Here is a 12,350-nt window from a genome sequence, read left to right as displayed (position 1 = left end):
GGTGCCCGTCCAGCAACCCTAGGGAGCCTGCTCCAGCAGCGCGTACGCCGCCGCGTACCCAGGTCCATCGGCAGAGTCGGAGTCGGCGGCGACCGAGGCGAGGTGGCCGGTGGGAAGGTCGGTCAGTGTCCAGGGGCCGACCGGCACCGACTCCTCTCCCGTGCCGACGTAACTGATCGCCGGGTCCTGGGACAGACCGGTGCCGATGCCCTTGAGATACGCCTCCTTACGCGTCCAGCAGCGCGCGAAGGCGGCGGGGCGGTCGGCGGCGGCGAGCGCGGCCAGTTCGGCGCGCTCGGTGGGGTGCAGGCTCTGGGCGACCTGGTCCACGACGGAGACGGGCTGCACCTTCTCCACATCGGCGCCGATCGGCGAGCCCGCGAAGGCGACCAGCACCAGATCGCCGGCGTGCGACATGTTGAAGTGCAGCGGCGTGCCGACGACGGCGGGGCGGCCGTGGGGCCCGCCGCAGCCGGGGCAGTCCTCCCGGGTGAACGGCACCGCCGCGGGCTCCATGTCCAGGTAGCCGCCGAGCAGTTCCCGCAGCCCCACATGCGCGGCCGTGTACCGCTGCTGGTCCTCGGTCCGTACGAACTTCGCGGCGCGCTCCCGCTCCTCGGCGTCGAGGATCTTGCCGGGCGCGCCCTGGTCCATGGCGGAGATGTACCGGGAGACGCTGAGCAGCCAGGTCTCGGGCGCGCCGGGCGGCCACGCTCCGGCCACGGCGGCGGGCAGCGGATCGCGGCCGACGACGCGCGGCGCACTTGGGGATGTCAACTCGCTCCTCCAGGTGGGTCGGTGAGGCGGGCTCGGATCACACTACGAGGTTGAGTCGGCCAGCTCCAGGGCCGGAATGCCGGGCGGAGTCAGGCCGAACGCCCTTGCGTACAGGCCGAGTTCGGCCTCAACGGCGCGGATCATGGTGTCCGCCCGGCGGAAGCCGTGGCCCTCGCCCTCGAAGGTGAGATACGCGTGCGGGACACCGCGCCCGGCGACCGCCGTCAGGAAGCGCTCGCACTGCACGGGCGGGCAGACCCGGTCGTCCAGGCCCTGCAGCAGCAGGAAGGGCGAGGTGACCCGGTCGGCGCGGTACGCCGGGGAGCGGTCGCGGTAGCGGTCGGGGACCTCGGCGAGCGGCCCGATCAGCGACTCCATATAGCGCGACTCGAAGTCGTGCGTCCCGTCGTCGGTCCACTCCGTGAGGTCGAGGACCGGATATTTGATCGTGGCGCACGCGTACAGCTTGGTGGTGACGAGCGAGGCGGCCGCGGTCCAGCCGCCCGCGCTGCCGCCCCGGATGGCGAGCCGGGCCCGGTCCGCGCTCCCCTCCTCGGCCAGCGCCTCGGCGACGGCCGCGCAGTCCTCGACGTCCACCACGCCCCACTGCTCGCACAGCCGGTCCCGGTAGGCGCGGCCGTAGCCCGTCGAGCCGCCGTAGTTGACCTCGGCGACGCCGATGCCGCGCGAGGTGAAGTACGCGATCTCCAGGTCGAGTACGAGCGGGGTGCGGTCGGTCGGGCCGCCGTGCGCCCACACCACGTACGGCGGCGCCTCGCCCTCGGGCGCGGTGTGGTCGGGGTTGTGCGGGGGATAGATGTGCGCGTGGACCTCCCGGCCGTCCGGCCCGGGGAAGGTGCGCTCGACCGGCTGCGGGTAGTAGGCCGGGTCGACGGGGTCGGTGTGCGCCGCGCCGATGACCCGGGCGTAGCCGGTGCGGGTGTCCAGCTCGACCACCTCGTACGAGCTGTGCGCGCTCGCGGCGACGCCGACCACCCGGCTGTCGGCCACCGCGAGCGTCGCCTCCCACTCGGTCCAGCGGCCCGGCGCGTCGACCAGCTCGCCGCTGCGCGGATCGAGGATGCCGAGCCGGGCGGCGCCCCGCCCGTGCACGACGGCGATCAGCCCGCCGGGCAGCGGCGCGAACCAGCGCCTGCCGAGCCTCCACAGCGGCCCGCCGAACTCCTCCTCGCGTGGGCAGAGTACGACCGGCCGTGCCTCCCCCGCTCCCCCGTCGGTGCCCGGAGCGGCGTCGGCGTCGAGGGCCGCGCCGACGCCGGGAGTCGCATCGGTGCCGGGGGCCGCGCCGGCCTCGGGGCGTCCGCCCGTGCCGCCCGCCGGGCTCGCGCCTCCGCCTCCGGCGAGGGGCGCGCCGCCTCCGGCCCCCGAGGCCGTGTCGGCGCATACCTCACCCGGGTCGAGCCGGTGCAGATTCCACCAGCCCGTGCGATCGGCGGCCACGAGCAGCGTGCCGTCGGCGGCCCATTCGGCCTGGGCGACCGACTCGCCCGGCCCGCCGAGCACCGCGCGGGCCCCCGCGAACGTGCCGTCCTCCGCCACCCGGGCCACCATCAACGCCGTGCCGTCCCACGGCATCCGCGGATGGTCCCAGGCGATCCAGGCCACCCGCCGCCCGTCCGGGGAGAGCTGGGGCCCGGTGACGAAGCGGTGCCGGTCGTCGGTGAGCTCGCGCACCGCCGTACGGTCATCAGCCGCCGAGCCGTCCAGCGGCACCGCGGCGATCACGCGGCGTACGTCGGTCGGCCCCTCGCCGGTGAACTCCTCCAGCACGCCCCACACCTCGCCGCGGTCGGCGTGCAGCCGCAGATCCGCCCAGCGCAGCCCGCCGCCGACGTCCGACACCGGGGTCAGCGGGCGCGGCGGGGCGCCGGTCGGGTCGTCCGGCTCGTACACGTACAGCCGCTGGTCGGCGAAGTGGACGAAGACGACGAGCGGGCCGCCCGCCGGGCGGGGCACGGCGGCCCACGGCAGCCCGCCGTATTCTATGACCCTGCTGCGTACGTTCCACGGCGCGGGCAGCGCGCCGGCCTCGGGGCCGCCGGGCCGGCGCCGCATCAGCGTGTGGCGGCCGCCCTCGTCGGGTCGCGGCGCGGTCCACCACACCTCGTCGCCGACCGTGCCCACGTACTCCGGGCGGCCGCCGTGCGACGCGGCGAGCGCGGCGTCGACCGGGGACCGCCAAGCGCCGTAGGGGGTCGTGGCCACCGTGCTGTCACCCATTCCGTCACCCATCCCGTCACCTAACCCCAATGCCAGTGATTTTGTGGTGAGTTTGAGACAGCGACACGCCGTCGCTTCGGCGTGTCGCCGTCGCAAACTCACCGCAATTCCCTCGTCGACCTGTCTCAGGCCCTCCGCAGGAAGTGGTCGAGCACCCGGACGCCGAAGTGCAGCGCGTCGACCGGCACCCGCTCGTCCACGGCGTGGTAGAGCGCCTGGTAGTCGAAGCCCTCGGGCAGCCGCAGCGGCGAGAAGCCGTATCCGACGATGCCGAGCCGGGAGAACTGCTTGGCGTCCGTGCCGCCGGACATGCAGTACGGCACGGCGTGGCCGCCCGGGTCGAAGTGTTGGACCGCGGTCCGCATGGCCGCGAAGACCGGGCTGTCGGGCGGGGCCTGAAGGGCCGGCGACCGGTGGTGGAACTCCCAGTCGACGTCGGGCCCGGTGAGCCGGTCCAAGGTGGTGTGGAACTCCTCCTCGCCGCCCGGCACGATCCGGCCGTCCACATACGCCGTGGCGCTTCCGGGGATGACGTTGACCTTGTAACCGGCCTCCATGACCGTCGGGTTGGCGCTGTTGCGGACCGTCGGCTCGATGAGGGCCGCGGCGGGCCCCAGCTCGGCCAGCAGCGCGTCGACGTCGAAGTCGGCCTCGAAGTCGGCCTCGTCCACATCGGCCTTGACCCCGCGCAGCGCCGCGATCTCGGTCAGCGCGGCCTTCACGGTCGGCGTCAGCCGCACCGGCCAGCGGTGTTCGCCGATGCGCGCCACGGCGGCGGCCAGCCGGCTGACCGCGTTGTCGCGGTTGACCTTCGAGCCGTGTCCGGCCGTGCCCCGGGCGGTGAGCTTCAGCCAGGCCGTACCGCGCTCCCCCGCCGCGATGGGGTAAAGCCGTATCCCGGACCCGGCGTGGAAGGTGAAGGCGCCCGATTCGCTGATGCCCTCCGTGCAGCCCTCGAACAGCTCGGGGTGCTCATCGGCGAGAAAGCCGGAACCCGCCTCCGCGCTGTCCTCCTCGTCCGCGGTGAAGGCCAGCACGATGTCGCGGCGCGGGCGCACCCCCGCGCGGGCCCAGGCGCGGACGGCCGCGAGCACCATCGCGTCCATGTTCTTCATGTCGATGGCGCCCCGGCCCCACACCACGCCGTCGCGCACATCCCCCGAGAAGGGGTGCACACTCCAGTCGGCGGGCTCGGCGGGCACCACGTCCAGGTGGCCGTGGACCAGCAGCGCGGGGGCCGACGGGTCGGTGCCCGCGATCCGCGCGACGACGTTCGTACGCCCCGGGTCCCGCTCCAGCAAGGTGGTGTCGATGTCCACCTCGCCCAGCCGCTCCGCGACGTACTCGGCGGCGGGGCGCTCGGCGCAGTCGCCGCCGCCGCGGTTGGTGGTGTCGATACGGATCAGCTCGGAGGTGAACCGCACCACCTCCTCCAGCGCCCGCGCATCTATCACCTCGGGCACCTCCAGCTCAGCCATACTGCTCCTCCACCGCGGCCGATACGAGCGTGGTGACCGCCTTGAAGCAGCGGATGCCCTCGTACATGGTCGGCGAGGTGTACGCCACCCGCCGCACCCCGCTGCGCTCCACCCCCGGTACGACGGTGGCCGCCCCCACGAGGTGTTCCGCGTCGAATTCCAGCTCCACGGTGAACGGTCCGGTCTGCACCGGCTCATGACGCACCGCCAGCGGCGCCGCCTCCCGGGCCGCCGCCCGGATGTCCGCCGCCGTACGGGCCGGGGTGCGGCACACCGCCGCGTACCGCGACACGTAGTCCTTCACCGCGACCGACCGCGCCCCGGGCGCGTACCCCTTGGCGTCCTCACACGTCCGGTCGTCCCCGGTGACCAGCACCACCGGCACCCCGTACTCGGCGACGACCAGCGAGTTGAGCCGCCCCTCGCTCGCGGGCACACCGTCCACCCACACACCGGTGATGGAGTTGGCGAGATAGGTGTGCGCGAGCACACCCTCGGTCCCGGCGCCGGTGTGATAGCCGACGAACGCGATCCCGTCCACGTCGCCGTGCTGCACGCCCTCGACCATGCTCAGGCTCTTGTGCTTGCCCGTGAGCATGACGGCCCGCTCGTCCAGCTCCTCCAGCAGCAGATTGCGCATGGTCCAGTGCGCCTCGTTGATCAGCACCTCGTCGGCGCCCCCGTCGAAGAAGCCGGTGACCGCCGCGCTCACGTCGGAGGTGAAGAGACGGCGGCAGCGCTCCCACTGTGGCGTGCCGGGCAGCACGTCCGCGGGCCAGGTCACACCCGTGGCGCCCTCCATATCGGCGCTGATGAGGATCTTCATGCCCCGTCACGTTACGCGCCGAGGGGGCGACCGGCTACAAGGCCGAGCCGGGTCGCGCGCTTACGTCGTTTCGATGCGAATATCGATGCGCAGGCGGTAGTGCGCAGGCGCCTTCCGGTTCCTGGAGGAGCCCGAGAACCCGTGAAAGACATCGGAGGAACCCATGCTGGCGTCCTGGTACGACGCACAAGGCCCGGCCGCTGACGTGTTGCACGTCGGCGATCTGCCCGACCCCCGGCCCGGCCCCGGCGAGGTCCGCGTCCGCGTCGCCGTGTCCGGCGTCAACCCCGGGGACACGAAGAAGCGACGTGGCTGGCTCGGTTCGTCCATGCCGTACCAGCGCGTGATCCCGCACAGCGATGCCGCCGGTGTCGTCGACGCCGTCGGGGACGGGGTCGACGCGCGCCGGATCGGGCAGCGGGTGTGGGTGTACGGCGCCCAGTCGTACCGGCCCTCCGGCACCGCCGCCCAGTTCACGGTCGTGCCCGACCGGCAGGCCGTTCCCCTGCCCGACCACGTCGGCGACGAACTCGGCGCGAGCCTCGGCATTCCCGGGATCACCGCCCACCGCGCGCTCTTCGCCGACGGCCCCGTGGAGGGCAGGCTCGTGCTCGTCCACGGCGTCCTCGGCGGTGTCGGCTCCCTGGCCGCCCAGCTCGCCCACTGGGCGGGCGCCACCGTCCTCGGCACCGTACGTCGCGGCAGCGACCTCGGCCGCGTCGACCCGGCCGTCGTCTCCCACGCCGTCGCCCTCGACGGCGACGACCCGGCGGGCGCGATCCGCTCGTACGCACCCGAAGGGGTACACCGCATCATCGAGGTGTCGCTCTCCGCAAACGCCGACCTCGACAACGCCGTGGCGGCGCCCGACGCCGTCATCGCCGCCTACGGCACCCACGCCGACCGGACCGAACTCCCCTTCTGGCCGCTGCTGTTCAACAACATCACCTTGCGCCTGCTGGGCAGCGACGATTTCCCTGCTGAAGCCAAACGGCAGGCGGCCCGCGACCTCACCGCCGCGGCCGCCGTCGGCGCCCTCACGGTCGACGTCGGCGACCGATACCCGCTCCCGGCCATCGCGCAGGCCCACGAGCGCGTCGACAGCGGCGCCCGCGGCCGGGTGCTCGTCACCATCCCTCACTGACCCCCTTCCCTGCCCGGGGCACGCCGCCAACTATGCTTCCCGTGTCTTCTTGTCATGATCACCCAGACCGGAGTTCCACCATGCCCCTCATCCGGTTGTCCGCAACAACATCGCTCCTCACGGCTGTAGCGGCCGGCGCGCTGCTCGTCGGCTGCTCGGCCGAGGTCAAGGTCGAAAAGTCCACGCCGAAACTATCCTCGGACAAGCTGGCCACCACAGTCGCCGAAAAGCTCGCCGCCAGGACCGGCCAGGCCAAGCCGAACATCACCTGCCCCGAGGACCTCGAGGGCAAGGTCGACACGACCACCCGGTGCAAGCTCACGGCGGACGACGGCAGCACCCTGGGCGTCACGGTCACGGTGACCGGCGTCGACGGCAACAAGATCAACTTCGACGTCAAGGCCGACAACACGCCCACCCCGGCCCCGAGCTGACCACCACGCCAACGCTTGGACCCCTGCCGGCGGCGGGACCGCTGTCCCTCACCTCGTACGACATGCGATGCTCGGCACCGTGCACAGCAGTCACATAAGCCCTGTTTTCGTAGGCCGCAGCGCCGAGCTCACGGCGCTCGACGAGGCCCTGTCCCGGGCGAACGCCGGGGAGCCCCGCGCCCTCTTTGTTGGCGGCGAGGCCGGCGTCGGCAAGACCCGGCTGATGCAGGAATTCCTCGGCCGGGCCGCCACGGACGGGGCCGTCGTCGCCCTGGGCGGCTGCGTGGAAACCGGCGCCGACGCCCTGCCCTACCACCCCGTCTCGACCGCCCTGCGCTCCCTGCGCCGCCGGCTCGGCGCGGAGCTTGACGCCGCCATCGCCGGCCAGGAAGGCGAGCTCGCCCGGCTGCTGCCCGAGCTCGGCGAGATGGACCGGGGACGCCCCGAAACCGAGGGCCGTGCCCGGCTCTTCGAGCTCACCGTCCGCCTCCTCGAGCACCTCGCCGCGGACCGGACCCTCGTTCTGGCCCTGGAGGACCTGCACTGGGCCGACCGCTCCACCCGCGAGCTGCTCAGCTATCTGCTGCGCGCCCTCACCCACAGCCGCCTGCTCATCGTCGCCACCTACCGCGCCGACGACCTGCACCGCCGCCACCCGCTGCGCCCCGCCCTCGCCGAGTACGAGCGGCTGCGCACCGTCACCCGCCTCGAACTGCCCCGCTTCGAACGCACCGAGGTCCGCCGCCAGCTCGCCGCCATCCGCGGCGAGGCCCCGCCTGAGCAGCTGCTGGACCGGGTCTTCGAACGCTCCGAGGGCAATGCGTTCTTCGTCGAGGAGCTGGCCTGCAGCATCCTCGAAGGCTCACCGGGCGGCATCAGCGACTCCCTTCGCGACCTCTTGCTGGTCCGCGTCGAGGCGCTGCCGGACGAGGTGCAGCGCGTGGTGCGGATCGCCGCCGAGGGCGGCTCCGAGGTGGAATTCCGGCTGCTGGCCACTGTCACGCGCCTCGCCGAGGACGAGCTGATCGAGACCCTGCGTACCGCTGTGGGCGCCGCCGTCCTGCAGCCTTCCGAGGAGGGCGAGTCCTTCCGCTTCCGGCACGCCCTGATGCGCGAGGCGGTGACCGGCGACCTGCTGCCGAGCGAGCGCTCCCGGCTCAGCCGCCGCTACGCCGAGGCGCTGGAGGCCGACCCCACGCTCGTACGGTCCGAGGAGCGGGCCGGGCGGCTGGCCGGCTACTGGTTCGACGCCCGCGACCCCGCCAGAGCGCTGCCCGCCGTGATCGCCGCGGCGGCCGCCGCCCGCGGCCGGCACGCGTTCGCCGAGCAGCACCAGCTGCTGGAGCGGGCAATGGAGCTGTGGGACGACGTCCCCGAGGAGCTGCGCCGCGAGACGATGCGGCAGGGCATCGAGAACGGGCTGGCGCCGGCCATCTACCCGGACATGCCCGGCGACTTCGTGGACCTGCTCGCCGCGATCAGCGTCGCCGCGCGCCTCGCGAGCGAGCGGGAGCGGGCGCTCGCCCTCGGCAAGCGGGCGCTGCGCGAGCTGGAGGGCGACCCCCTGCGGGCGGCCTGGTTCTGGATGGAGCGGTACCACCTGGTGCGAGACCTGTCCCGCTCCGACGGCTGGGACGAGATCTCCCAGGCCCAGAAGCTGGTCAAAAGCCTGCCGCCGTCCGTCGTACACGCCGAGGTACTGACGTATGCGGCGCACTGGTACGTCGTGCACCAGCCGGCGCCGAGCGCCCTCGAGACCGCGGAACAGGCGGTGGAGCTCTGCCGGATAACGGGCGCCGACATCACCGGACTCGCAGCCCAGCACACCCTGGCCTGGCTCACCATCCACTCGGGCAACGTCGAGGCCGGGCTCGAGCGGGCCCGCGACGTGTGCGCCCGGGACCTGGAGCCGGGCAACGCCAACGTCCTGCTGCGCGGCTACGGCAACCTGGCCACTGCGCTGCACGGCCTCGGACGCTACGCAGAGGCCGTCGAGACCGCCGAGGAGGGCAGTGGCCTGGCCGAGCGGCACGGGCTGCCGAACACCGCCTCGTACATCGACGGCAACCTCGCCGAATCCCTCATCCACCTCGGCCGCTGGGCCGACGCCGACGAAGTCGTCGAGCGGGCCCTCGGCCGCCGTGGGGTGAGCGTCCGCATGCGGGCGCTGATCGCCGAGCGGAGGGCCGAACTGGCTCTGGCCCGGGGTGCGTACGACGAAGCCCGGCGCCGGATGGAGGAGGCCGACAGCAGCACCACCGGCCCTTACCCGGAGCCACAGCACACCCTGGCCATGGGCCGCATGGCCATCGCGCTGGCGGCCGCCGACGGCCGGATTCTCGACGTCCGCTCCCTGCTGGAGACGGCGGTCGGCGAGGCCATCCCCTTCGGCCATCACCGCTACGGCTGGCCCCTGTTGTACGAGGCCGCGGCGGCGGAGGCGCGGGCCCGTGGGCTCGCGGTGGCCGAGCCGGGGCGCGAGGCGGCGGTGGAGCGGATCCGCAAGGCGATGGAAGACCAGCCCCAATTCGTACCGCTGTGGGCCGCGCAGGCCCTGATGATCCAGGCCGAGCTGCTCACCACCGAGGGCCGGGACGCCACCGCCCACTGGCGGGAGGCCGTCGCCGCCACCGAGCAGCTGGAGGCCCCGCTGCTGCTGGCCACCGCCCGGTTGCGACTCGCGGAGGCCCTGATTACCACCCAGCGCCTGCCTGAGTCCCGCGAAACGGCCGGTGAGCTGTTGCGGCAGGCCGAGGCGGTAGCGCGCGAGCTGGGCGCAGCGCCACTCGAGACGGAGATCACCACGCTGGCCGGCCGCGCCCGGATCCCGCTGCGGCATGCCGACGAGGAGACGGCCCCGCCCCCGACCCCGGCGGCGGCGCTGGGCCTGACCGCCCGGGAGCGGGACGTGCTGCGGCTGGTCGCCGCCGGGCGGAGCAACCGGCAGATCGCGGAGGAGCTGTTCATCTCACCGAAGACGGCGAGCGTGCATGTCTCCAACATCATGGCCAAGCTGGGCGCTTCAGGCCGAGGGGAGGCCGCGGCCATCGCGCACCGGCTGGGGGCCTTCGAGGAGTGACACTCCGCTCGCCTGCGTAGGACGCTCCGCTAGAGACGGACCCGAGCCCAGACGGTCTTCCCGACCACCCGCTCCCGCACCCCCCACGCCTCGGCGAACGCAGCCACGATCGCCAGCCCGCGCCCGGACTCGGCATCCGGCGTCGCATCGGCGAGGACCGGCAACCCCTCGCCCGGGTCCGACACCTCGATGCCGATCAGCTTCTCGGCGTCGTAGGCGATACGTACCTCGTAGTACCTCCCCGGTACGCGGCCATGCCGCACCGCGTTGGCCGCCAGCTCCGACAGCACGAGCAACGCGACCTGCGCGGGGCCGGGCTCCACCCTCCACGCACAGAGAACGGCCGCGGCCGTCTGGCGAGCGCGATGGACAGAGAGCGGGACGGGTGTAAACCTCTGCTTCCAGCCATGGCGAGGGTTTACGTCGTGACTTTGTGCGTTCATGCCCACACTGTCAGTGCAGGTGACTAACGTCACCAGTAACAGAACGTCGACTGCGGCTGCCGACAACTCCTGTCGAACGGGGGTTGATCGGCGTTGAGCCGCGTTGAGGGGGTGGATGGGATGGCAACGCCCAAGAAGAAGGACTCCGCACCGCCGACCATGCAGTACTTCGCGGCTGTGCTGCGGATTCTGCGCGAGCATGCGGGGTTGACGCAGGAGGAGCTGGGCGAGCTGATGCACTACACAGGGTCAGCGGTGAGCGCGGTGGAGACGTGTGCGAAGCCGCCGACGGACGAGTTCATCGAAGCGGCCGAGAAGGCACTGGACGCGAACGGGTTGCTGCGCTCGGCTATCACGTTTTTGCGGCTGGAGCGGTATCCGGTGCACTTCCAGGGCTTCGTGCAATTGGAGCAGGATGCGCTGAGTGTGTCGTCGTACTGCCCACAGCTGATTGATGGGCTTCTGCAGACACCGCAGTACGCACGGGAGGTGCTGGGGTGCGCATTTCCTCCGTTTGACGAGGAAGAGGTCGATCTGCTGGTCGCGGCCCGCATGGACCGCAAGGCGCTCCTCGACCGCAAACCAGCAGCAGTGGTCAACGTCATCCTCGAAGAGGCAGCGCTACGCCGACTGATCGGTGGACCAGAGGTCATGGGCCAGCAGTACGCGTACCTCCTCGAATGCGCGGCGCGGCCCAACGTCGTCATCCAGGTCCTGCCGATGAGCCGAGCCGGACACGCGGGCCTGCAAGGGCCGATGACGCTACTGGAGACGCCCGACGAGACGTCCATGGCCTACATGGAGAGCAACGGCAGGAGCATCCTGTTGTCCAAGCCAGATGAGGTAGGTGTTCTGGCCCGCCGCTATGCCATGATCAGGTCCCAGGCCCTCGGGCCGGACGAATCCGTAAGCTTCATCGAGCAGTTGATGGGTGAGCTATGAGCAGACTCGTATGGTTCAAGAGCACCTACAGCGACTCCAGCGGGGGCCAGTGCGTCGAGGTCGCCACCACTCCCGCCACCGTCCACGTCCGGGACTCGAAGGTCCCGGACGGGCCGAACCTCCACATACCCGCCGACGCGTGGGCGGACTTCCTCGCCTTCGCCACCCGCTACCGGTAGGCGGGGCGGGCTGCGCTTCGCTTCGCCCGGGCCTATGCGCCATCTCGCGGCATTCGGCTCACGCGAGTGCGGCTTTCGTCTCGGACCCTCCGGGTCCAAAGCGCCAGCGAGAAGGGGGAAGGGGTGCGGCCGGCCTGGTGCCCCGATTCCTCGGCCCGGCGGGCGGCTGGGCTCAAAGAGGCTCCGCTGCGCTCCGCCGCAGCTGCTGCCGCGCAGTGGCCAAGCAGTCAGTCCAGCGGTCCGCTGGACCGGAGCCCGGGAGCGCGACGGATGGGCAAGCAGCGGGGGACGGGATCGCCTCTCCACCCACCTGCTCTCAGAAAAGCACTTGATGCAGTACTTGATGCAGAGCAAGCACTTTTTTGAGAGCAGGTGGGGGGAGAGCCCCAACCGGACCGGCCTCCACCGCTTCGGGCGCCCAACCGCCGTCCCCCCGCTCGCGAGCCGGTGGGCTGGACGGCGACGAAGCCTCCGGCCGCCCCCGCCCCTTCCCGCTGCTGGCCGCTGTGCGCCGAAGGCGCGAGACGATGCCCGCACGCGGCAACCGGACCATGCCGATGCAACGGCGCTGGCCCGTACGTCGCGCTCCCGAGCCCCCGGTCCAGCGCACCGCTGGTCCCCTTGCCTGGCCACCGCGCGGCAGCAGCTGCGGCGGAGCGCAGCGGAGCCTCTTTGAGCCCAGCCGCCTGCCGGGCCGAGGAATAGGGACGCCGGGCCAGCCGCCCCCCTTCCCCCTTCTCGCCGGCGCTTTGGACCCGGAGGGTCCGAGACGAAACCCGCACCCGCCCGAACCGAATGCCGCGAGAC

Annotated in this window: 10 protein-coding genes; 5 read left to right on the top strand and 5 right to left on the bottom strand. The window is 72.3% G+C overall.

Annotated elements, in window-relative coordinates; genetic code table 11:
- Positions 1-18: 18 nt before the first annotated feature.
- From CCN51_RS10870 to CCN51_RS10855, 4 genes are all read right to left on the bottom strand, one after another.
- A complete protein-coding gene (locus CCN51_RS10870; protein WP_014175385.1) occupies positions 19-777 on the bottom strand; it encodes a 4'-phosphopantetheinyl transferase family protein in 759 nt (252 codons plus the stop codon).
- A 42-nt stretch (positions 778-819) separates the two neighbouring features.
- Positions 820-3,030: a S9 family peptidase gene (locus tag CCN51_RS57195; protein ID WP_238545344.1), complete on the bottom strand. Its 2,211-nt coding sequence runs from the start codon at positions 3,028-3,030 to the stop codon at positions 820-822.
- Between the two features lie 113 nt (positions 3,031-3,143).
- Positions 3,144-4,496 (bottom strand): M20/M25/M40 family metallo-hydrolase, encoded by a 1,353-nt coding sequence (locus CCN51_RS10860; RefSeq protein WP_014175387.1) that lies wholly within the window; start codon positions 4,494-4,496, stop codon positions 3,144-3,146.
- Positions 4,489-5,322, bottom strand: a complete 834-nt coding sequence (locus CCN51_RS10855; protein WP_014175388.1) for a M55 family metallopeptidase — start codon at positions 5,320-5,322, stop codon at positions 4,489-4,491. The genes CCN51_RS10860 and CCN51_RS10855 overlap by 8 nt, the downstream gene beginning before the upstream one ends.
- A gap of 163 nt (positions 5,323-5,485) precedes the next feature.
- Here CCN51_RS10855 and CCN51_RS10850 point away from each other — a divergent pair, with 163 nt between their 5' ends.
- The 3 genes from CCN51_RS10850 (at position 5,486) to CCN51_RS59175 (ending at position 9,979) form a co-directional block, all read left to right on the top strand.
- Complete coding sequence (locus CCN51_RS10850) at positions 5,486-6,466, top strand: NADPH:quinone reductase (protein ID WP_014175390.1); 981 nt, start codon at positions 5,486-5,488, stop codon at positions 6,464-6,466.
- Positions 6,467-6,546: 80 nt separating this feature from the next.
- Positions 6,547-6,900, top strand: coding sequence for a DUF4333 domain-containing protein (locus CCN51_RS10845; protein WP_014175391.1), 354 nt, complete (start codon positions 6,547-6,549; stop codon positions 6,898-6,900).
- A 79-nt stretch (positions 6,901-6,979) separates the two neighbouring features.
- A complete protein-coding gene (locus tag CCN51_RS59175) occupies positions 6,980-9,979 on the top strand; it encodes a helix-turn-helix transcriptional regulator (RefSeq protein ID WP_274383650.1) in 3,000 nt (999 codons plus the stop codon).
- A 29-nt stretch (positions 9,980-10,008) separates the two neighbouring features.
- Here CCN51_RS59175 and CCN51_RS10835 read toward each other — a convergent pair whose 3' ends face one another.
- The gene (locus tag CCN51_RS10835; RefSeq protein ID WP_014175393.1) at positions 10,009-10,302 is read right to left on the bottom strand and encodes an ATP-binding protein; all 294 of its coding nucleotides are present in this window, start codon (positions 10,300-10,302) and stop codon (positions 10,009-10,011) included.
- A gap of 240 nt (positions 10,303-10,542) precedes the next feature.
- Between CCN51_RS10835 and CCN51_RS10830 the strand changes: the two genes are divergently transcribed.
- Both CCN51_RS10830 and CCN51_RS10825 read left to right on the top strand, forming a co-directional pair.
- Positions 10,543-11,364, top strand: coding sequence for a helix-turn-helix domain-containing protein (locus tag CCN51_RS10830; protein ID WP_043486514.1), 822 nt, complete (start codon positions 10,543-10,545; stop codon positions 11,362-11,364).
- Positions 11,361-11,543, top strand: a complete 183-nt coding sequence (locus CCN51_RS10825; protein WP_014175395.1) for a DUF397 domain-containing protein — start codon at positions 11,361-11,363, stop codon at positions 11,541-11,543. Before CCN51_RS10830 ends, CCN51_RS10825 begins: the two co-directional genes overlap by 4 nt.
- Positions 11,544-12,350: the final 807 nt, after the last annotated feature.

Source organism: Streptomyces milbemycinicus, from assembly GCF_002154605.1.
In the GTDB taxonomy this organism is placed as follows: Bacteria; Actinomycetota; Actinomycetes; order Streptomycetales; family Streptomycetaceae; genus Streptomyces; species Streptomyces milbemycinicus.
Note: the sequence above shows the minus strand (reverse complement) of the source record. Positions and strands in the feature narration are given on the sequence as shown.